The organism is Cellulomonas sp. HZM, from assembly GCF_000708885.1.
Classification (GTDB): Bacteria; Actinomycetota; Actinomycetes; order Actinomycetales; family Cellulomonadaceae; genus Cellulomonas.
On record NZ_JEOE01000045.1, the window covers coordinates 1 to 20,214 of the forward strand.

At 74.1% G+C, this 20,214-nt stretch carries 25 protein-coding genes and 3 tRNA genes; 24 read left to right on the plus strand and 4 right to left on the minus strand.

The window, feature by feature from the left end:
* The 4 genes from AW16_RS18685 to AW16_RS0115200 form a co-directional block, all read left to right on the plus strand.
* Nucleotides 1-368: hypothetical protein (locus tag AW16_RS18685; protein WP_034649534.1), on the plus strand; the 368-nt coding region annotated here is incomplete at its 5' end.
* Between the two features lie 97 nt (nt 369-465).
* A complete protein-coding gene (locus AW16_RS0115190) occupies nt 466-915 on the plus strand; it encodes a roadblock/LC7 domain-containing protein (protein ID WP_029291793.1) in 450 nt (149 codons plus the stop codon).
* Nucleotides 916-928: 13 nt separating this feature from the next.
* On the plus strand, nt 929-1,306 hold the full coding sequence (locus AW16_RS0115195) for a DUF742 domain-containing protein (RefSeq protein ID WP_029291795.1): 378 nt from the start codon (nt 929-931) through the stop codon (nt 1,304-1,306).
* Nucleotides 1,287-1,898, plus strand: a complete 612-nt coding sequence (locus AW16_RS0115200; RefSeq protein WP_029291797.1) for an ATP/GTP-binding protein — start codon at nt 1,287-1,289, stop codon at nt 1,896-1,898. Before AW16_RS0115195 ends, AW16_RS0115200 begins: the two co-directional genes overlap by 20 nt.
* 61 nt (nt 1,899-1,959) lie before the next feature.
* On the opposite strand, the gene AW16_RS0115205 is transcribed toward AW16_RS0115200, so the two are convergent.
* A complete protein-coding gene (locus AW16_RS0115205; RefSeq protein ID WP_029291799.1) occupies nt 1,960-2,814 on the minus strand; it encodes an SDR family oxidoreductase in 855 nt (284 codons plus the stop codon).
* 104 nt (nt 2,815-2,918) lie between these two features.
* Between AW16_RS0115205 and AW16_RS0115210 the strand changes: the two genes are divergently transcribed.
* From AW16_RS0115210 to AW16_RS0115220, 3 genes are all read left to right on the plus strand, one after another.
* Nucleotides 2,919-3,314: a winged helix-turn-helix transcriptional regulator gene (locus tag AW16_RS0115210; protein WP_029291800.1), complete on the plus strand. Its 396-nt coding sequence runs from the start codon at nt 2,919-2,921 to the stop codon at nt 3,312-3,314.
* A gap of 121 nt (nt 3,315-3,435) precedes the next feature.
* Complete coding sequence (locus AW16_RS18535; protein WP_029291802.1) at nt 3,436-3,885, plus strand: hypothetical protein; 450 nt, start codon at nt 3,436-3,438, stop codon at nt 3,883-3,885.
* A 47-nt stretch (nt 3,886-3,932) separates the two neighbouring features.
* Entirely contained in the window at nt 3,933-4,787 is an 855-nt protein-coding gene (locus AW16_RS0115220; protein WP_029291804.1) for an oxygenase MpaB family protein, read from the plus strand.
* A gap of 47 nt (nt 4,788-4,834) precedes the next feature.
* Here the strand turns inward: AW16_RS0115220 and AW16_RS0115225 are convergent.
* Nucleotides 4,835-4,924, minus strand: a tRNA-Ser gene (locus AW16_RS0115225).
* 255 nt (nt 4,925-5,179) lie between these two features.
* On the opposite strand from AW16_RS0115225, the gene AW16_RS0115230 reads away from it, so the two are divergent.
* From AW16_RS0115230 to AW16_RS0115250, 5 genes are all read left to right on the plus strand, one after another.
* A complete protein-coding gene (locus AW16_RS0115230; RefSeq protein WP_029291806.1) occupies nt 5,180-5,713 on the plus strand; it encodes a hypothetical protein in 534 nt (177 codons plus the stop codon).
* A gap of 101 nt (nt 5,714-5,814) precedes the next feature.
* A complete protein-coding gene (locus AW16_RS17825) occupies nt 5,815-6,552 on the plus strand; it encodes a hypothetical protein (RefSeq protein ID WP_156044209.1) in 738 nt (245 codons plus the stop codon).
* 170 nt (nt 6,553-6,722) lie between these two features.
* Entirely contained in the window at nt 6,723-7,154 is a 432-nt protein-coding gene (locus AW16_RS0115240; protein WP_029291810.1) for a YdeI/OmpD-associated family protein, read from the plus strand.
* 174 nt (nt 7,155-7,328) lie between these two features.
* Complete coding sequence (locus tag AW16_RS0115245; RefSeq protein ID WP_081861731.1) at nt 7,329-8,807, plus strand: RNB domain-containing ribonuclease; 1,479 nt, start codon at nt 7,329-7,331, stop codon at nt 8,805-8,807.
* Nucleotides 8,808-9,027: 220 nt separating this feature from the next.
* Nucleotides 9,028-9,618: a YdeI family protein gene (locus AW16_RS0115250; protein WP_029291814.1), complete on the plus strand. Its 591-nt coding sequence runs from the start codon at nt 9,028-9,030 to the stop codon at nt 9,616-9,618.
* Nucleotides 9,619-9,990: 372 nt separating this feature from the next.
* Here AW16_RS0115250 and AW16_RS0115255 read toward each other — a convergent pair whose 3' ends face one another.
* Complete coding sequence (locus tag AW16_RS0115255; RefSeq protein ID WP_029291816.1) at nt 9,991-11,529, minus strand: MFS transporter; 1,539 nt, start codon at nt 11,527-11,529, stop codon at nt 9,991-9,993.
* Nucleotides 11,530-11,801: 272 nt separating this feature from the next.
* Here AW16_RS0115255 and AW16_RS0115260 point away from each other — a divergent pair, with 272 nt between their 5' ends.
* From AW16_RS0115260 to AW16_RS0115270, 3 genes are all read left to right on the plus strand, one after another.
* The gene (locus AW16_RS0115260; protein ID WP_029291817.1) at nt 11,802-13,082 is read left to right on the plus strand and encodes a threonine/serine exporter ThrE family protein; all 1,281 of its coding nucleotides are present in this window, start codon (nt 11,802-11,804) and stop codon (nt 13,080-13,082) included.
* Between the two features lie 53 nt (nt 13,083-13,135).
* A tRNA-Ser gene (locus tag AW16_RS0115265) sits at nt 13,136-13,224 on the plus strand.
* Nucleotides 13,225-13,455: 231 nt separating this feature from the next.
* A tRNA-Arg gene (locus tag AW16_RS0115270) sits at nt 13,456-13,528 on the plus strand.
* Here the strand turns inward: AW16_RS0115270 and AW16_RS18965 are convergent.
* Nucleotides 13,487-13,840: a helix-turn-helix domain-containing protein gene (locus tag AW16_RS18965; RefSeq protein WP_369794797.1), complete on the minus strand. Its 354-nt coding sequence runs from the start codon at nt 13,838-13,840 to the stop codon at nt 13,487-13,489. The genes AW16_RS0115270 and AW16_RS18965 overlap by 42 nt on opposite strands.
* 119 nt (nt 13,841-13,959) lie before the next feature.
* Between AW16_RS18965 and AW16_RS18265 the strand changes: the two genes are divergently transcribed.
* From AW16_RS18265 to AW16_RS0115330, 9 genes are all read left to right on the plus strand, one after another.
* Nucleotides 13,960-14,184 carry a helix-turn-helix transcriptional regulator gene (locus AW16_RS18265; RefSeq protein ID WP_029291819.1) on the plus strand — a complete coding sequence of 75 codons (225 nt, stop codon included), beginning with the start codon at nt 13,960-13,962 and terminating at the stop codon, nt 14,182-14,184.
* Nucleotides 14,181-14,858 carry a hypothetical protein gene (locus tag AW16_RS18540; protein ID WP_156044210.1) on the plus strand — a complete coding sequence of 226 codons (678 nt, stop codon included), beginning with the start codon at nt 14,181-14,183 and terminating at the stop codon, nt 14,856-14,858. Before AW16_RS18265 ends, AW16_RS18540 begins: the two co-directional genes overlap by 4 nt.
* Before the next feature lie 259 nt (nt 14,859-15,117).
* Nucleotides 15,118-15,417, plus strand: coding sequence for a hypothetical protein (locus AW16_RS0115295; RefSeq protein ID WP_029291826.1), 300 nt, complete (start codon nt 15,118-15,120; stop codon nt 15,415-15,417).
* Nucleotides 15,418-15,510: 93 nt separating this feature from the next.
* Complete coding sequence (locus tag AW16_RS18545) at nt 15,511-16,494, plus strand: hypothetical protein (protein WP_051681996.1); 984 nt, start codon at nt 15,511-15,513, stop codon at nt 16,492-16,494.
* Nucleotides 16,491-16,808 (plus strand): hypothetical protein, encoded by a 318-nt coding sequence (locus tag AW16_RS0115310; protein ID WP_029291828.1) that lies wholly within the window; start codon nt 16,491-16,493, stop codon nt 16,806-16,808. Before AW16_RS18545 ends, AW16_RS0115310 begins: the two co-directional genes overlap by 4 nt.
* A complete protein-coding gene (locus tag AW16_RS0115315; RefSeq protein WP_029291830.1) occupies nt 16,805-17,134 on the plus strand; it encodes a hypothetical protein in 330 nt (109 codons plus the stop codon). Before AW16_RS0115310 ends, AW16_RS0115315 begins: the two co-directional genes overlap by 4 nt.
* Complete coding sequence (locus AW16_RS0115320; RefSeq protein ID WP_029291831.1) at nt 17,131-17,949, plus strand: hypothetical protein; 819 nt, start codon at nt 17,131-17,133, stop codon at nt 17,947-17,949. The genes AW16_RS0115315 and AW16_RS0115320 overlap by 4 nt, the downstream gene beginning before the upstream one ends.
* A gap of 3 nt (nt 17,950-17,952) precedes the next feature.
* Nucleotides 17,953-19,416 (plus strand): ParB N-terminal domain-containing protein, encoded by a 1,464-nt coding sequence (locus AW16_RS0115325; protein WP_029291832.1) that lies wholly within the window; start codon nt 17,953-17,955, stop codon nt 19,414-19,416.
* A partial coding sequence (locus tag AW16_RS0115330) for a hypothetical protein (RefSeq protein ID WP_029291833.1) occupies nt 19,416-20,214 on the plus strand: 799 nt, incomplete at its 3' end. The genes AW16_RS0115325 and AW16_RS0115330, both read left to right, overlap by 1 nt.

Here is a 20,214-nt window from a genome sequence, read left to right on the forward strand (position 1 = left end):
CTCCCGCCCCGGCGGGCTCGGTGCCGCAGCCGTCGCTGCCGCCGTCGGTCGCCCCGCGCATCGGGACGCTCGACGACGACGTGGCCGCGATGCTGGCGCTCCGCTCCGACATCCAGGAGCAGGCGCTGTCGGAGCTGAGCCAGCTCTCGGCGTACCGGCCCGCGACGGCGACCGGCTCGGCCGGCAGCCTGACCAAGCGTGTCCCGACGGCCGTCCCGGCATCGACGCCGGGCCCCGACGAGGCACCGGCACCGATCCAGCGCGACGCCGACGAGCTGCGCTCGCGTCTGTCGAACTTCCAGTCCGGAACCTCGCGCGGCCGCCGTGCCGCGGGCGGTCCCGACCAGCAGGACGGATCCGCCCAGTGAGTATCCCTACCACCCGCCCCACCGCCGCCTCCCGCCCGGAGACGCACCTAACCGCAGCCTGGGACCGCACCAGCCACTGCACCAGCAAGGAGGAAGTGTGACCGCGCTCAGCACCGAGGCAGCCAACTTCGGCTGGCTCCTGGACAACTTCGTCCGGACCGTGCCCGGCACTCGCCACACCCTCGTGGTGTCGGCGGACGGGCTGCTCATGGCGATGTCGGAGCAGCTCGACCGGACGAGCGGCGACCAGCTCGCCGCGATCGTGTCCGGCATGTCGAGCCTCACCCGAGGCGCCGCCCGCCAGCTTCGTGCGGGGGAGGTGCGTCAGGCGATCATGGAGATGGACAACCTGTTCCTCTTCCTCATGAGCGTCTCGAACGGCTCCGTCCTCGCCGTGGTCGCCGAGTCGACGTGCGACGTCGGCCTCATCGGCTACGAGATGGCGATGCTCGTCTCCCGTACCGAGGCGACCCTGACCCCGCAGCTCATCTCCGAGATGCGTGGCCAGCTCCCCGTCGACGGTGCCACCCGGGCCCCGGTCGCCTGAGCCGGTCACGCCCATGAGTGAGCACATCGAGTACGAGGCCAGAACGGTCCGGCCCTATGCCGTGACCGGTGGCCGCGTGCGGTCGGCGCGCTCCGACCTGCCTCTCGAGGCACTGGTCGAGGCGCTGCCGGACGCTGTGTCGAGCACGGGACTGACGCCTGAGAAGCGTTCGATCCTGCAGCAGAGCTCGCACACGTACATCTCGGTCGCCGAGCTGTCCGCCCTGCTCCACCTCCCGCTGGGGGTCGTCCGGATCATCGTGTCCGACATGGCCGACCAGCACCTGGTGCGAGTGCATTCGTCGCAGCCGGTCGAGGTCAACACCGGTGAGTCCCCCGCCCTGTCCCTGAGCGTGCTGGAGAGTGTTCTCAATGGCATTTCCGCCCTCTGACGCCGCGGTGGCCGCTCCGGCCGGAACCGCCGCGTCTGTCGCCCCCACCGTCGTCAAGATCGTCGTCGCCGGCGGGTTCGCCGTCGGCAAGACGACCTTCATCGGGTCCATCTCGGACATCGAGCCCCTCAACACCGAGGCCGCGATGACCGAGCACTCTGTCGGCGTCGACGACGCCGGTGGCGTGTCGGACCGCAAGACCACCACCACGGTGGCGATGGACTTCGGTCGCATCGCCCTGCCGGGGTCGCTGTGGCTGTACCTGTTCGGCACGCCCGGCCAGGACCGCTTCCTGTTCATGTGGGACGACCTGGTCCGCGGCGCCATCGGCGCCGTCGTCCTCGTCGACACCGACCGCCTGGACCAGTGCTTCCCGGCCGTGGACTACTTCGAGAGCCGTGGCATCCCGTTCGTCGTGGGCGTGAACTGCTTCGACGGCGTCGCCAAGCACCAGCTCGAGGACGTGCGCGAGGCGCTCGCGATCCCCGCGCACGTGCCGGTGCTGTACACGGACGCCCGTTCGCGCGCGGCGACCAAGCAGGCCCTCATCTCGCTCGTGCAGCTCGCGATGGAGCGTCTGCGCAGCCGCTGAGGCCCTGACGACGAGCGGCCGGGCCCCCGTGAGGGGTGCCCGGCCGTCGTCGTCCCTGCGGTCAGACGAACGTGCGCAGGGTGTCCGCGAGGGGCGTCGTCGGCCGGCCGACGAGGTCGCGCAGGTCGGGCGTGACCTCGGCGAGCAGCCCGCGCGCGGTGTCCTGGTCGAGCGCGACGACGAAGCCGGCGGTGCCCTCGTCGAGCCCGGCGGCGACGAGCGCGGCGCGGTGCTCGTCGGGCGTGACCTCCCGGCGGGTGACGGTGGTGCCCAGGAGCTCGCCGAGCGTGGCGGCGAGGTCGTCGGAGGTCCAGGCGACGTCGCCGGTCAGCTCGTAGACGCGGCCGTCGTGCCCGTCGCCGAGCGCGACGGCGACGGCCGCCGCGGCGTAGTCGGCGCGCGACGCGCTCGCGACGCGTCCGTCGCCGGTGCTCGTGAGGATCTCCCCGGTGGCGCGCGCCTGCGCGAGCGAGCTCGCGTAGTTCTCCGAGTACCAGTTGTTGCGCAGGAACGTCCACGCGAGGCCCGACGCGCGGACGAGCTCCTCGGTCGCGCGGTGCTCGGGCGCGAGCACGTGGTCGCTCGTGTCGGCGTGCGTGATGCTCGTGTAGACGATGCGCCGCACGCCCGCGGCGACGGCCTCCTCGACGAGGTTGGTGTGCTGCTCGATGCGGCGGCCGACCTCGCTGCCGGAGACGAGCACGAGGGTGTCGGCGCCCGCGAGCGCCGCCGCGACGGACGCGCGGTCCTCGTAGACGACAGCCGCGGTGCGCACGCCTCGGGCGGCGAGCTCGGCGAGGCGCTCGGCGCTGCGGCCGGTGGCGACGACCTGGTCGGCGGGGGTCCCGGCGTCGAGCAGGCCCTCGACGACGAGGCGGCCCAGGTGGCCGGTGGCGCCGGTGACGACGATGGTCATGATGGTTCTCCAGACGTGGTGCGGACGGTGTCGTCGTCCCGCAACCCGCTGGAGTCTTGGGGCCTTCCCGATCGTTGGTACCCACTTCGGCGTAAGGTACGCACGTGACGGTAAGCAACGAGGTCAGCCTGCTGGACCGGATGCTGGGTGACGGACTTCTCGCGAGTGCGTGCCCGACGCGCGAGGTGCTGGACCACATCACGAGCCGCTGGGGCGTGCTGCTGCTCGTCGCGCTCTCGGAGCGGCCGATGCGCTGGGGCGAGCTGCGGCGGGTCGTCGACGGCATCAGCGAGAAGATGCTCGCGCAGACGCTGCGCACGCTCGAGGTGGACGGCATCGTGCACCGCGAGGTGACGCCGAGCGTCCCGCCGCGCGTCGACTACTGGCTCACCGACCGCGGCCGCTCGCTCGTGCAGCACCTGCTGCCGCTCGTCAGCTGGGTCGCGGACCACGCGGACGAGATCGTCGCGGGCCGTCGTCCCGCGGCATCCCGCACCTGACGGCCCCACCCCGGCCCGGCCCCGGCCCGGCGAGCGCGCCGGCTCCGGACGAGCGCGCGGGTCTGGGCCTCGTCTCTCGTCCGGGACCCGCGCGCTCGTCGTCGTGCGCCATCATGGCCAGGTGCCCGCCGACACCGACCGCCGCGTGTACGCGGACGGGTCTGCGCTGTCCCGGTACCTCCCGGGTGCGCCGTTCGGCCCCGCGTGGCGCGCATGGGCGGCGCAGCACGAGCCCGACCTCGTGACGTCGCCGCTCGGCGTGAGCGAGCTGCGGGGCACGGCGCGACCGTTCGGCGCGTCGGCGGTGATCGCGGCGCACGAGGTCACGGACCGCGTGCACGTGCTGCGCTTCTCGGACCAGGCGGTGGAGCGCGCGACCGACGTCGCGGGCGTCGCGCCGCCGTTCGTCGCGCTGCACGTCGGGACCGTGCTGGCGGAGGGGCTGACGAGCGTCGCGACCTACGACCTGCGCGTGGCGCGGCTCGCCGCGGTGTACGGGCTCGAGGTGGTGACGCCCGGGCGGTCGCCGCGGTGGTGGGAAGCGGACCCGGAGCCCTGGGTGCAGGGCTGAGCCGTCGACCGGCTGCACGGTCGCCGGGCACGGGTGATGATCGGACCGTGGGGTTGCGACGACGAGCGGGCGAGGCGCTGTTCGAGCGCGTCGCGGGCCCGGACGGCCCGGCGGCCCGTGCGCGCATCCACGAGACGCCCGGCCCGCGCTGGTTCCCGCCCGGCTCGGCGGTGCGCGTGGTGCACGCGGACGCGTCGATGTTCGTCGGCGGCCTGCGGGCCCTGCTGCTGCAGGCGCTGCACCCCGCTGCGATGGCCGGCGTCGCGGGCCACTCCGGCTACCGCAGCGACCCGTGGGGCCGGCTGGCGCGGACCAGCACGTTCCTCGCGGTGACGGCGTTCGGCACGGCCGACGACGCGCAGGCCGCCGTCGACCGCGTGCGCGCGATCCACGAGCGCGTGCGGGGGACGTCGCCCGACGGCGTGCGCTACCGCGCGAGCGACCCCGACCTGCTGCGGTGGGTGCACGTCGCGGAGGTCGACTCGTTCGTCGCGGCGCACCGGGCCGTGGGCTCGGCGCGGCTGCCCGACGAGCGGTACGACGAGTACGTCGCGCAGATGGCGACCGTCGCGGAGCGGCTCGGGGTGCTGGACGCGCCGACGAGCGTCGCCCGGCTCGCCGAGCAGCTCGACGACTTCCGCCCGCAGCTGCGCGTGAGCGACCAGGCGCGCGACACGATCGACTTCCTGCTGCACCAGCCGCCCGTGCCGTGGACGCTGCGGCCGGGGTACGCGGGGCTGTCGTCGTGCGCGGTGGCGACGCTGCAGCCGTGGGCGCGCGCGATGGTGGCGCCCGGTGCGCGGACCCACGGCGCGGTCGTCGCGGGCCGCGCGGTCACGCGCGTGATCCGCTGGTCCCTCGCGACCACTCCCGACGCCCCGCGCGAGCCGATCCCGGCCTGACCCTCGCTCCCCGCAGTGCGGGCGGGGGGCGAAGGCAAAGCACGGGGCGGAGGGCGCGGGATTCGAACCCGCGAGGACGGGGTCACCGCCCCACCCGCTTTCAAGGCGGGCGCCTTCGGCCGCTCAGCCAGCCCTCCGAGCCGGCGAACCGGCTGGCGCAGTCTCCCACAGCCGCCCGTCGGCCACGACAACGTCCGAGCACCACCACGACCCGCCTGGTCAGCACCGCGACCGCCCGGCAGCGGCTCCCGCCGGGGCCTCATCGCGACCCGCCGCGCCCGTCGGCGGTCGCCGTGCGCCGGACGGCGTCTCGCGGGGGAGCGTGCGCGTGGCACCCTGGGACGCCGGCGGCCGCTCGTCGGCCGCGACGAGACGAAGGCGGGCAGGGACCGGTGGCATACGACGACGACGGGGTCGACGACCTCGACCCCGAGGTGCACCGCACGATGATGATCTCGCGCGTCGTGCTCGCGCTGATCGTCGTGGGCGCGCTCGTCGCCGGCGTGATCGCGGTCGTCAACCGGCACGACGCACCCGAGCCGGTCGCGCAGGCCACGTCCGCCGCGGCGTCGCGCGACCAGATGCAGGCCGTCCTCGACGCCACCGCGGCCTCGATCGCGCCGAGCGTGCAGCTCACGCCGCAGTCGCAGACCGACGCGCCCGGGCAGTCGTGCAAGATCGTCTGGAACCCGGACGGCACCACGTACTGGCTCCGCGGCTACGAGGGCCCGGTCGCGGCGGACCCGCAGGCCGTCGTCGCCCAGGTCCGCGACGACTGGCGTGACCAGGGCTTCAGCGTCTTCACGCGCACGCAGGGCGACACCACGACCGTGCGCGGGCAGTGGCCCGCGGGCGGGCTCGTCGCCTTCTCGACGTCCCCGAGCGGAAGCCTGCTGTTCGGCGCGGGCGCGTGCATGCCGCACTGACCCGCGTCTGACCCGCGTCTGACCCGCGTCGGTACCCGCGTCGGCCGTCGGGCCGACCGGGTCGGTACGGGCCACCCGGACGGGTGAGGCAGACTGCAAGGGTGCAGACGTACGACGAGCGAGACCAGCAACCCGTGACGTTCGACGAGGCGGTCTCGATCTGGGCCCTGGCCGCGCGTGACGTCCTCGTCGAGACGGCCGGCACCTACCACGCGGTGGTCACCTACCCGGAGCTGGGCGACCGTGTGCAGGACGCGAGCGGCGTGCGGACCTCGAAGCCGTCGTGGCAGTGGGTCGACGACGCGCTCGGCCGCGTCGCCGCCGAGTGCGCCGCGCGCGACGAGCCGCTGCTGTCCTCGCTGTGCGTGCGGGTCGACGGCTCGGTCGGCCCCGGGTACGCGCGTGGCGTCGTCGCGGCGACAGGGCACCGGCCAGCGGACCCCGACGAGCACGCCGCGCTCGAGCGACTGCGCTGCTACCAGGCGTTCGGTGCGGAGCTGCCTCCCGGCGGCGGCGAGCCCGCGCGGCCGAAGATGACGCTGCGCCGGGCGTCGACCGCGCCCGTGCGCAAGCCGCGTGCGACGGAGGAGGGCGCGAGCCCGTCGGCACGGGGCAGCGTCGGCTCGTCGGCCAGCTCGTCCTCCGGTGCCTCGGCCCGTGCCGGCTCGTCGCGCACGGCAGGCGCCCGATCCTCGTCGTCGGCGGTCGGGAGCGCGCCGTCCACGTCCCGCTCCACGTCCCGCTCCTCCTCCCGAGCCGCGGTCGAGGCCCCGCCCGCGCTGTGCCCGACGTGCTTCACGGTTTTGCCCGCGACGGGCATCTGCGACACCTGCTCCTGACCTGCACCCGCCCGTCGCGCTCGACCAAGCCGAGCGCAACGCCGAGCGCGGGCCGCACGGCGCGAGCGCGTACCGCGCGCGGCGCGCGCTCGTGCCGCAGCACGCGCGCTCGGCACCGCGGCGCGGCCACGGGTCTGGTCCGGTGCGCGTGGCGGTGGCAGGGTGGGCGCGTGCCCACGATCCGCACCACGCTGCTCCAGACCGGCAACAACGTCGGCATCGAGGTGCCGGAGGACGTCGTCCTGGCCCTCGGTGCGGGCAAGCGGCCTCCCGTCGTCGTGACGCTCAACGGGTTCACGTACCGCTCGACGATCGCCCCGATGGGTGGGCGCTACCTCGTCCCGGTGTCGGCGGCGATCCGAGCAGAGGCAGGGGTGGCGGGCGGCGAGGAGCACGACGTGGTCCTCGAGCACGACGACCAGCCGCGCACCGTCGAGGTCCCCGACGACCTGGCGGCCGCGCTCGCCGCCGCCGGCGCCAGGGACGCGTTCGACGCGCTGTCCCCGTCGCGCCGCAAGGAGCATGTGCGCTCGGTGACCGAGGCGAAGGCGGCCGCGACCCGCGAGCGGCGCGTCGCGGCCGTGGTGGCGTCGCTCGCCTGAGCGTGCGACGAGCGTTCGTCGGGCCGTCTCGTCGGGCGGTCTCGTCGCGCTGCGGTACCGTCCGCGGCGCCGTCCCGACGAACGAGCCGGCGTCCCCCGGTCCGGCCCGCGCGGCGCCGCGTGCGCCCGGCCGGACCGGGTGCCGCACGGCGGCCGCGGGCCTACGCTCGGCCCGTGCCCCGACGCCGTGTCCGACTCGCCCCTCGTCCGTCGTCGAGAGCCGAGGCCGCGACGGCCGGACCGGACCTCGCCACGGACGCCGCGGTCGCCCAGGGCCTCGAGAGCCTGCGCCAGGAGCTCGACGTCCCTGCGCAGTTCCCGGCGGCGGTGCTCGCGGAGGCCGACGACCGCATCGCGCACGGTCCGCTGCCGATGGACCGTGCCGACGCGACCGACGTCCCGTTCGTGACCATCGACCCGCCGGGCAGCATGGACCTCGACCAGGCGGTGCACCTCGAGAGACGCGGTACCGGATTCCGCGTGCGGTACGCGATCGCGGACGTCGCCTCGTGGGTGGCGCCCGGCGGCGCGATCGACACCGAGGCGCGGAGCCGCGTCGTCACGCTCTACGCGCCCGACGGTCGTACCGCTCTGCACCCGCCGCAGCTCTCAGAGGGCGCCGCGAGCCTGCTGCCCGACCAGGACGCGCCCGCGCTGCTGTGGACGATCGACCTCGACTCTGACGGTGCGCCCACAGCGGTGGACCTGCGCGCCGCCACGGTCCGCAGCCGCGCGCAGCTCACCTACGAGGGCGTGCAGAGGTCGATCGACGACGGCTCGGCCGACGAGTCGCTCGCGCTGCTGCGCGACATCGGGCGGCTGCGTGAGGAGGCGGAGCGTGCGCGGGGCGGCATCACGCTCCCGAGCCCCGAGCAGGTCGTCGAGCGTGAGGACGGCCGGTGGGTGCTCCGCAGCCGCTCGACGCTCCCGGTGGAGGACTGGAACGCGCAGATCTCGCTGCTCACCGGGATGTGCGCGGCGACGCTGATGCTCGACGCGAAGGTCGGGGTGCTGCGGACGCTGCCCGCTGCGGACCCGCGGGACGTGGCCCGCCTGCGGCGATCGGCGGCCGCGCTCGGCGTGCCGTGGCCGCAGGGGGCCGTCGTCGGCGACGTCGTCCGGACATGGGACGCGGGCGATCCCGCGCAGGCGGCGCTGCTCGTCGAAGCGACGACCCTGCTGCGCGGCGCCGCCTACGTCGCGTTCGACGGGTCGGTGCCCGAGCACCCGCTGCACGCGGCGATCGCGGCGCCGTACGCGCACGCGACCGCGCCGCTGCGCCGGCTCGTGGACCGGTTCGTCGGCCGGACGTGCCTCGCGGTGGCGACCGGCCGCGAGCCCGACGACGACGTGCGGGCGGCGCTGCCCGACCTCCCGGCACTCATGGCGGGCGGCGACCGACGTGCGTCGGCCTACGAGCGCGGCTGCCTCGACCTCGTCGAGGCGGTGCTGCTGCGGGACAGGGTCGGCCAGGAGTTCGACGGGATGGTGGTCGACGTCGACGACAAGGACCGCGGCGGGACCGTCCAGCTCGCCGACCCGGTGGTGCGCGCACGGATCGAGGGCGTCGGCCTGCCGCTCGGCGAGCGCGTCCGCGTGCGCTTGACCGAGGCCTCGGTCCCTGACCGCCGCGTGCGCTTCGCCCCGGCCTGAGCCCGCTGCCCGTCGCGTGCGGCGCTGTGGTGACGCGGTGGCCCGGCGCGCGGTGCCTCGGTGTCTCTGTGCGTCGGGAGGTCGTCGGCGCCGGCGCAGGCCGGCGGCGGGCCGTCCGATGGCCGGTGGTGAGCCGGTGGCGGGCCAGCCCCCGACCGATGGTGAGCCGGTGGCGGGCCAGGTGCAGGCCGGGGCGCGCCGGTGCTGGCAGGGTGGGGGCATGGGGATGGCCGATGCGCCGCGCGTGCACGTCGAGACGGTCGAGCAGTGGCGTGCGTGGCTCGCCGAGCACCACGGCGACGAGCCGCCGGGGGCGTGGGCGGTGACGTGGAAGCCGGTGTCCGAGCGGCCGGTCGTGGAGTACGAGGCGCTCGTCGAGACGGCACTGTGCTTCGGGTGGGTGGATGCGACGGTCCGGTCGCTCGACGAAGAGCGCCGCATGACCTGGATGACCCGCCGCAAGCCTGGTGGCGGCTGGGCGCGGTCCAACAAGCTGCGCGTCGAGCGGCTCGAGGCGGACGGGCTCATGGAGCCCGCGGGGCGCGCGGCCGTCGAGCAGTCGAAGGCGGACGGCACGTGGTCGCTGCTCGACGCTGTGGAGGACCTCGTCGCGCCGGAGGACCTCGAGGCGGCGTTCGACCGGCACACGGGTTCGCGCGAGACGTGGCAGGCGTTCCCGCGCAGCACCCGCCGCGCGCAGCTGGTCTGGGTGGTGCAGGCCAAGCGACCGGCGACGAGGGCGGCCCGCGTCGAGGAGATCGCGGCCCGCGCCGCCGAGGGCATCCGCGCCAACGAGCAACGCCGCGACTGACCCCGGGGCGCCCGCGCACTTCACGATCAGCGGCACTTGTGACTCGTGAGGCAGGTGTGGCGCCGAGCCGACATCAGGAGTGTGCACCTGTCACAAGTACCGCTGGATGTGTTCGCGACGACGCACGGCGCCCGCGTCGCGCCCCACGGCCGGGCCCCGGACGACGACGAGCGACCGCCAGCTCGCACGAGGTGAGCAGGCCCAGCACGACGACGGGCGACCGCCAGCTCGCACGAGGTGAGCGGGCCCAGCACGACGACGGGCGACCGCCAGCTCGCACGAGGTGAGCGGGCCCAGCACGACGACGGGCCGGCGCCGGCTCGCGCGAGGCGAGCTGCGCCGGCCCGTGGCCGGTCCTGCTGGATCAGGCGGTCAGACCGCGACCGCCGCGTCCTGGGGCAGGTCGTGCTTGCGCGCCGTGATGACGAACAGGGCCACGCCGAGCGCGAGCACGAGCATGATCGCGCTGCCGACGTAGGCGGTGTGGAAGCCGGCCACCTGTGCTGTCGCCGCGGTGACGGGCGACTTCGGGTCGGCGCCGCCGGCCACGAGGTCCGAGATCTTGTCCGCGGTCGCCGTCAGGGCGAACGTGTTGAGCAGCGCGAGCCCGAGCGACCCGCCGACCTGCTGCGACGTGTTCAGCACCGCGCTCGCGATGCCCGCGTCGTGCCCGCCCACGCCGATGAGCGCGGTCGAGGACGTCGGGATGAACACCGCTGCCATGCCGAGGCTCATCACGACCAGCGCGGGGAACACGGCACCGAAGTAGGACGACGTCGGCGTGGTGCGCAGCAGCAGGAGCAGGCCGGTGGCGGCGAGCGTCAGCCCTGCGATCATGAGCGGCTTCGGCCCGACGCGCGGCATGAGCTGCGCGACGACGCCGGCCATGACGATGATCCCCAGCGAGAACGGCAGGAACGCGAAGCCGGCCTTGAGCGGCTCGTACCCGAGGACCTGCTGCAGGTACAGCGTCATGAACAGGAACATCGAGAACAGGCCCGCGCCCACCAGGAAGAACACCAGGTAGGAGCCGCCGCGGTTGCGGTGCAGCACGATCCGCAGCGGGAGCAGCGGGTTCGCCACTCGGGTCTCGAGCCACACGAACGCGACGAGGAGCACGACCGCCGCGGCGAGCAGCGTGACGACGACGGGGTCGGTCCAGCCGGTCGCGTGCGGCAGGCCGTCCGCGCCGACCTTCTGCTTGGCGGCCTCGGTGAACGCGTACACGAGCGAGACGAGCCCGAGCGACGCGAGGATCGCGCCCGGGACGTCCATGCGGGTGTCGCCGTGCGCCTTGGACTCGCGCAGGATCGGCAGCGCGAACGCGGCCGTGATCAGCGCGATCGGCAGGTTGACCAGCAGGCACCAGCGCCAGTTCAGGTACTCGGTGAGCGCGCCGCCCGCGATCAGGCCGATGGCCGCGCCACCGCCCGCGATGGCACCGAAGACGCCGAACGCCTTCGCGCGCTCCTTGCCACCCGTGAACGTCACGGTGATGAGCGACAGCGACGCGGGTGCGAGCAGCGCGCCGAATGCCCCCTGGAGCGCCCGCGAGCTGTAGAGCATGCCCTGGTTGATCGCGGCGCCACCGATCGCCGAGGCGATCGCGAAGCCGAGCAGGCCGATGATGAACGCGCGCTTGCGGCCCAGGTAGTCGGCGATGCGACCGCCGAGCAGGAGCAGGCCGCCGAACGCGAGCGTGTACGCCGTGACGACCCACTGCAGGTTCGCCTGCGAGATGTCGAGCGCCTTCGCGGCGTCGGGGAGTGCGATCGTCATGATCGACGAGTCGAGGACGAGGATCAGCTGCGCGATCGCGAGGACCGCGAGGATCGCCCAGCGACGAGGATCGGGGCCTTCGGCCGTCTCCCCGGCAGGTGCGGCGGTGGTGGCCGCGACGGAGTCGGACACGGGTGTCTCCAAGCAAGAGTGGTGGGAGCGGCGACGTCGCCACGGGGGAGGGTGCGTGCGGGACGTTAGTCCCGACCACTGACAGACGACCGACACCCCGCTGACACGGAGGCTGCGCCCTGGTCACGGCTGACCCCGCGACCAGGCTCATCGCACAACGGGCGCACAGCGTCCGTCAAGCGGATTGGCTCAGGGCTGAAATCGCAGGTGGGCGCGGCGCACCGGGACGTCGGCGCTCGTCGTCGGCCGTGCGGACGGGTGATGATGTCGGGGTGCCGACGACCCCCGACGACGACGAGCTCGAGCTCATCCGCCGCTCGGGCGCAGCCCTGCGCGCGGGCCGCCTGAGCCTCGCCGCGGGAACCGGCTCGTACCGCGTCAAGGCGTCGATGTCCCGCCTCGCGCACGCCATGGGCGTCGACCGCCACGAGGCGCACGTGACGCTCACCGAGATCACGACGACGTCGCACCGCGGCCGCTCGTTCCGCACCGAGGTCGCCGAGGTCCGCCACGTCGGCATCGACTCCGACCGCCTCGCGCGGCTCGAGGAGATGGTCACCGACGTCGAAGCCCGAGCGAGCGAGAGCGGCACCGAGGCGCGGCCCGACGACGTCGAGCACCGGCTCGACGTGATCGTCGCGACCCCCGCGCTCTACCGCCCCGCTCTCAACGCGCTGTGGGCCGGGATCGCGTGCGCGGCGTTCGCGTTCCTCAACAACGGCGGCCCGATCGAGGTGCTCGTCGTGCTCGTCGCCGCGACCCTGGGCCAGGCGGTCCGCCGCACGCTCGCGCACCGCGGCTGGAACCCGTTCGGCGTGACGATGCTCGCCGCGGCCGTCGCCTGCTTCGGCTACCTCGCCGTCGTCACGGCGCTGCACTCCGCGGGCGCGATCACGACGAGGCACGAGGCGGGCTACGTCTCCGCGGTGCTGTTCCTCATCCCGGGGTTCGCGCTGGTCACGGGCGCGCTCGACCTCGCGCGCCTCGACTTCTCGGCCGGCCTGTCGCGGCTGACCTACGCGCTGATGATCCTCACGTCGGCGGCGCTGGCCGTGTGGGGCGTGTCGAGCGTCGTCGGCCTCGAACCCGTCCCGCCCGCGCCGCTCGGCCTCGCGCCGGGCGTCCTGCTCGGGCTGCGGCTGCTCGCGAGCCTCGTCGGCGTCCTGGGGTTCGCGCTCATGTTCAACAGCCCGTGGCGCATGGCGTTCGCGGCGGCGCTGATCGGGATGGTCGCCAACGTCGGGCGGTTGTGGCTCGTCGACCGCGGGTTCGCCGTGCAGGCGGCGGCCGCGCTCGCGGCGCTCGTCGTCGGCCTGCTCGCCGCCTACGTCGCGCCGGCGATCCGCGTCCCGCGCGTGACGGTCGCCGTGCCGGCCGTCGTCATCATGGTCCCCGGCGTGACCGCCTACCGGTCGGTGTTCAGCCTGTCGGAGGGCGACACCGTGCAGGCGCTCGCGTACGGCGTGCAGGCGGCGCTCGTGGTCGTCGCGCTGTCGATCGGGCTCGCGGTCGCGCGCATGCTCACGGACCCGACCTGGGGGTCCGAGCGCTGATCAGGGCATGCTTTTGGTGTCCGACGACGCGCCCAGGTAGCCTGTGCGAGCCTGGAGACGTCGCATAGCCAGGTCTAGTGCGCGACCCTGCTAAGGTCGTGAAGGGGCAACCCTTCCGTGGGTTCAAATCCCACCGTCTCCGCTCTCGAGAGCCCGGTCCGCCGACCGGGCTCTCGTCGTTCCTGCCTATCGCGCTCTGGACTCTCCCGTCGCGACGGCGGGCTGGCGCGCGGGCTACCCAGCCCGCCAGGCACACCTCTCCGCGGTCGCTGACCGCCGCTGTCAGGGCCTGCCGTGCTGCGCGTCACGCGCATCCGGTTTGGGCAGTCGGCCGGTCACCCGGTATCGTCTACCGCGGCTCGTCGAGAGCCATGCGCCCGTAGCTCAATGGATAGAGCATCTGACTACGGATCAGAAGGTTGGGGGTTCGAGTCCCTTCGGGCGCACGCATCGCACCGGCACCCCACGGGGTGACCGACCGTAGAACCCCCGTCCGGGCCATCCGGGCGGGGGTTTCTGCGTTCCACCCCGAAGAAGGTCACGACCTCGACGCCGAGCAGGTCGGCGACCGTGCTCAGGTCATCGACGTCGAACGGCGTCTCGCCCGACAGGCGGCGCCACCAGTACGCCTGCGACTTGCCGGTCAACTTGCCGAGGCGGTTACCGCTCAGGCGTGCACGCGCCATCTCGGCGCGGACCTCGGCAGCAACGCGTCCGCGCGGCGAAGTGCGGTCTGGCATGGGGACTACAGCGCTCATGCGCTCAACGTATAACCGCTGACCACCGGTGTCTAGTACACGCTACAAGTGAGTTGTGACACGCCCACCGAGTAACTAACACTTGACGCGGTGCATCGCTGTGGGTAGAACTTGCCCTCATGCAGACGCAATCACACGCTCAGCGTGTAGCCGACGAGGTGCGCGCCGCGATGGCGCGCCGCCGTGTGACGCAGACCATGGTCGCGGACCGGCTCAACATGTCGCAGGCCGCCGTCAGCCGCCGCCTGAGCGGCTCCGTGGCCTTCGACGTCAACGAGCTCGCTGCCGTCGCTGACCTGCTGGGCATCGAGTCGGCCGACCTGCTCGCCCGGAGCGCGTCGTGAGCACCGGCGACGCGGCCCTCGCGATCGCCCTCGCGCTCTCGGTATGGGTCGTGCTCGACAAGATCCGCGCCGCTCGTCGCCGGCGCTCGCTGCGGCGCGCGGTGCTGCGCGGGATGCGCGCCGCCGCGTCGTTGACGGTCCACTACCGGCACCACGACCTGCCCGCGCCGGCCGACCCGGCCGACCCCTACGGGCCGCCGCTATCGGCGCCGTCCTTCGAGATGGTCGACGACCATGCTGAGCGCGTTGGCGAGGTGCGCGATCTGGACCTGCAGGATCCGCACGGCGCCGGCCTCTGTGCCCGCGTACCGCTCGACGGGCATGGGCTGAAGGTCACTCGGGGCGGGATCGACGGCCGCAGAGCGGGCGAGGCTGATCTGGGTGCGGATGTCGACAAGGTTCGTGCTCACAAGACTTCTCCTTCGGTCGGACAGGACCCGGTTGGTACCCGACCTGTCGTCGGTGCACCGGGCGCTGTCACGCCTGGTGCTGGTGACCCGACCGTAGGGGAGCCCACCGACACGGCGGCTGTTCCTTCGGCGGCCGCGCCCGTGTCGGTGGAGCGCCCGGTCGGGGGTGACGCGGCCCCTGCGTCGCCCTCGACCGCGGCGGACAACTCCCGCCGCTCGTCGTCGCAGGCTGGCGTGGCGTCGTTCCGGGGGGACGTGCTGTGAGCGCCCTCGACCTCGCCCTCTGCCTCGTCGCCGGCGTGGCGTTCGCCGCGCTCGTTGTGCTCGCCTACGGGCTGGGCCGTGCTGCGGACAAGCGCATGCCGCCCCGTCACGGCCGGACGGGCACCGCGTCCCTGACCCGTCTTCTCGACGGGCAGCCGACGCCGCGCTCGCATCCCCGCCCGCGCCAGTGCCCGACGTGCCACGGCATCGACGGCCACCTGGCCGTACCCCGCCCAGACGACCGGACGGGTGGCCGGTCGTGACCGCCCCGACGCCCGCCGACGTGTACGGCACGCGCCCGGTGGTCCGGTTCTTCGGACCGGTCGCCCCCGGCCTCACCGAGCCGAGCGCCCGTCGCGCCCGCGCCCGCAACGACGCCCTGCGCGCTGTCGAGCAGCTCGCCAAGGCCCTGTCCGCGCTCATGACGGCCGACGAGCGTGACCTCGACCTGAACCTCGAGCGGTACCGCCGTGCCGCGGACCGCGCCGACGCCGCGATCGACGCGTTCGACACCGCGCTCGCGGACGGCCCGCCCGGGCCTGAACCGCGGCGCCTCTGACCGGCGGCCCGGCCCGTCTCGCCCGGTCTCACCGGGCCGCCCACACCCCACCCCCTTGCACCTCCCGTCTTGATGCCACGGAAGGAACTACCCATGTCGAGCACCACCCCGGACCCCGACTTCGTGCGGGCCGTCGACGACGCGATCCGCGTCACCCGTGCCCGCGACGTCGCCGGCACCTTGCACCTGTCGCCCGACGAGCAGGCCGTCATCACCACGGCGGCGGTCGACCTGGTCTACCGGCCCGCACGCCGCCGGCACCCGGTCGCCCAGATCGTCGGCGACGTCCTGGCCGGCGCGGGCGTCGTGCTGTTCTGCCTGCTGGTCGCGGTGGTCGTGTACGCGTGGGGCTCGGCCCCGGCGTCCGCGACCGAGGACGCCACCACGCTCGAGCTGGCGTGGGTGCTGCCCGACGGCGGCACCCCCGACCGCGTGACGTGGCCGCAGGCCGCCGCGACGGACGCCACGTGCTCGCCCGACGGCACCACGGTGTGGCTGCAGCTCGACACGTACCCGTACGCCACGACGGCCGACAAGGCCCGCACGGACGCCCTCGCCGACGACGGCGTCCTGACCTACGGCGAGGACCACGGGTGGGCGCTGTCGTGGCGCTTCGCCGTCGCGCCGCCGTGCCCGACCACCGAGCCGACGCAGGAGCCGACGTGGACACCGACCGCGACCCCGACCGAGACGACGACGTCGACGCCGACCCCGTCACCTACCTCGCCCGAGCCCTCGGCTACGCCGACGCCGACGAGTGGGACCGGGCCCTCGCCGACCGCTTCGACCCCCACCTCAAGCCGGCCGACGCCGCCTTCGTCGCCCTCACCGACGACGGCCTCCCCGCGCGTGACGCCCTCGACGTCGTCGACGCCGTCTACGGCCCCGAGCCCGACTCCGACGTCCGCCGCACCCTCGGCGACGCCCTCCGCCGCACCGCCCTGCGCGACGACTGACTGCGGCCAGCTCGCGCACACCGGTGCCGGCGACTGGATCGCCGTCGCGGCACTCGCCGCGGCCGTCGCGGTCCTGGCCGGGATCGCGATCGTCGCGGCGGTCTCGAGGCGGCGACGGTGACCACCCGGCCGATCGACGTCCCGGCGCTCGCGGCGGCGTGGCGTGCTGCGCTCGAGGTGCAGGCGCCGTGGCTCAAGGGGATGCGTCTCGACGAGCGCGCGGCCGCGGTGAGCGGGCAGATCCTCGCGCAGCTCGCGCCGGAGGTGTGGCGCCCGGCGGGTGAGGCGCTGCTCCTGGCGCTGCAGGTCGACATGCACTCGGGCTGCTACCCGGCGCACTCCGCGGTCGTCGGGTACGTGCAGGCCCGTGCGGCGCTGAACGTCCTCGACGCCGCGCTCGCGCGTGCGACCGAGCCGTCGAAGGACACGTCGTGAGCCGCCGCCGCCGCTCGCCCTGGGCGCACCTGCCCACGTGCCCGGCGTGCGGGGGCCGGCTGATCTGGCCGACGCACACCCCGCGCGCGCAGCGCCGCACCGAGCGCGGCCCGGCCCGCCCGATCCCGCTCGACGCGGACCCGACCGACGACCGCGGCGCCCCGTACGCCGTGTCGCTGTCGAAGCGCACCTCGCGGTGGCTCGACGAGGACGAGGAGCCCGACGTCACCGAGTCCCGCCACCACTCGCACATCTACACCTGCCCCGCCCGCATCACCCCCGAGCAGCTGGCATCGACGCCCCAGCAGAACGGAACACCCCGATGACCGAGACCCACCCCGCGCGACTGACCTGGTCCGACTTCGCACCCCGCGTCAGCCCCGGATACGCGGCCGCCGCCGGCGACGACGACGACGGTGAGTTCCCCATCGAGGCCGCGTACCTGTGGCGCGTCGAGCACGACGGCGTCACCTACGTCACCGACCGGTACCTGATCGTCCGCGAAGACGTCGCACCGACCGGCGACCCCATGTGGTGCCAGCACTTCATGCCCAACCCGGGGCGCGCCGTCATCGAGGTACTCCTGGACGACGCGGCCTCACCGGCACCCGACGGCGCCACGCCCTCGCGCCTCAGCGCGTTCCACCTCCACTTGGCGCAGCGCATGGGTTGGACCCTGAAGCCCGCCGCCGGCGCCCCGATCGCGATCTACCGGGGCCAGAAGTTCCTCGGCGCCGTCTCGGCCAGCACCGGGGAGTACAGCGTCGCCCTCGACGCCGACGTCGACCGGATCGCACGGGTCGCAGCGGCTCTCGACGACGGCTCGGACGCGCTCGTCCGGTACGCGAAGGCAGTCGCTGTGCTGGCCGCCCTCGACGCGCCCCCCGCGATCGCCAACCTGACCGCCGACGTCGCGGCCGCGGTCGACGCGGTCGCCCGGCACGTCGCCGCGACGTCCGCGCTCGGCGGGTCCGGCGGCTACATCGGCGAGCGGTGGGAGGACTACCCCGACCTCGGCGAGCACGACTGGCAGCGCGTCGCAGGCCGGGCGAAGGCGATCGCCGAGCAGATGCTGCCCGACCACGAGACCTACGACCAGGCGTACGAGCTCCTCGCGGCGCGCGCCACGAAGGAGGCGTGAGCCATGCCCACGAAGCGCACGACCGTCCCCGCGCCGGCGACGTCGTCGACGTCGTCGACCGCTCTCGACGCCCTGACCGCCACCCCGCCGACCCATGCGCCGGCCCTCGAGCGGGTCGAGGTCGACCCCCGCACTCTGACCCTCGACACGAACGCACGCTCCGAGCTCAAGCTCACCGCCGACTTCAAGGCGTCGATCACCGAGAACGGCGGGGTCCTCGTCCCGCTGCTGTGCCGGCGTGACCCGCTCGGGCAGCTCCTCGTCGTCGACGGCCAGCGCCGCCTCGTCGCCGCGCTCGAGCTCGACCTGCCGACCGTCCCCATCGCGCTCCTGCCGCCCGTCGGCGACGACGAGGCCCGCCTGTGGGACCAGCTGGTCACGAACGACCAGCGCGAACCCCTCACCGCCGCTGAGACAGCCGCAGCCTTCCAGCAGCTCTCGCTCATGGGCCGCTCCGCGGAGTCGATCGCGAAGCGCGCCCGCGTCCGCCAGGACGTCGTCGAGACCGCGCTCGCAGTCGCCGGCTCCAAGGCCGCGACGAAGGTCGCCGCGAAGAACCCCAACATGACGCTCGACCAGCTCGCGACGCTCGCGGAGTTCGACGACGACGCGACGGTCGTCAAGGACCTGACGAAGCTCGCCCCTGAGCCCGGCAAGTTCGCGCACGCCGCCTCGGCCGCCCGCGAGGCCCGAGCCGAGCGTGAGGCGATCGCGACGTTCGTCGCGACGCTGCCCGAGGGGACCCGCGTCATCGCAGACTCCGAGTGGGGCTACGACGACCGCCTCGACGGTCTGCTCGACAAGGCCGGCGGCAAGCAGCTCACGCCCGCGAACCACAAGCACTGCCCCGGTCACGCCGTCTACGTCGGCGCCACCCGCGAGTGGAGCGACGGCAGGCGCCGCGTCACCGGCGCACACGGCGTCTACGTGTGCACCACGTGGAAGAAGGCCGGCCACGTCAACAAGTACGCCCAGCCCTCGTCGGGCGCGACCTCCGGACCGCAGAGCGAGGAGCAGAAGGCCGAGCGTCGCGCCCTCATCGCCAACAACAAGGCCGCCGACGCCGCCGAACCGGTCCGGACCGCCTTCATCCGCGAGCTGCTGCAGCGCAAGGCCCTGCCGAAGGACGCCGGCCAGTACGTCGCCCAGGTCCTGTGGTTCGGCCGAGCAGACAGCCCGGGCGGCGACGCCCACACCCTCGCGCGCGCCTTCCTGTACGGCGACAAGGACGTCCGCGACGTCGACGTCGAGACCGACCTCACCCGGCCCGAGCCCGCGATGCGCTACCTCGTCGCGCTCGCGGCCGCGCACGTCGAGGGGCACATGCCCCGCGACTTCTGGCACAAGCGGCAGACGTGGTTCGCGCACCTGCGGGTCGTGCACCTGCGTCAGCTCGAGGCGTGGGGCTACACGCTCTCCGACGTCGAGCAGCTCGCCGTCGCCACGCACGGCAAGGCCGGTGCGTGATGCCTGTCCCCGTTCGCCCTGCGCACGTCACGGGCCCGTACTACGACCAGGCGCCTGACATCCCGACCGAGCCGCGCGGCAAGGAGACGGTCGAGGACTTCCGCCGGCGCATGGAGGAGAAGGCCGCCAAGCGCCGCCAGTACCGCGGCGACACGGTCCGCCAGGCCGAGGCCGCCCGTCGCGGCGACGCCCTCGACGACGAGCGTCCCAAGCCGCGCCCGAGACCGCCCGCCGCGGCCAAGCCCCGCCCGGTCCAGGTCCCCAAGCCGGCGGGGCCGCGCCGGGAGTCGATCCGCCCGTGTGCGGGCGGCTGCGGTCGCTCGACGCGTCCCAGCAGCACGTCTGCTGCTGCCGCGCCGGGCACGGTGAGCCGGGTGCGTGACGGCATGTGCGGGACGTGCGTCCGGGGTGGCACCGGGCGCCGCACGAACATCGGGGTCGACGAGCGCGTCAAGATCGTCGAGGCGTACCTCACGGGCGAGTCTGTCCCGCAGGTGGCCGCCCGATTCAACCGCGGCCCGGAGGCCGTCCGCGCCGCGCTCGTCACGGCCGGCGTGCGACTGCGCGACGACCGAGCCACGAACGGCGGCCAGAACGCCAAGACGACGCAGAGCGACCCCGTGCACGTCGTGCTCGCGTTCACCCAGGCGTACACGCAGGGCGCGACCATCGACCAGATCGTCGCCCGCTACCCCGACATCGCGACGAGCCGCACCTACGTCGCGGACGTGCTCCGCCGTGCCGGCGTGCGCATGCGCCCGTCCGCCAACGGCCGCACGGCCGCACCCAAGCCCGCCC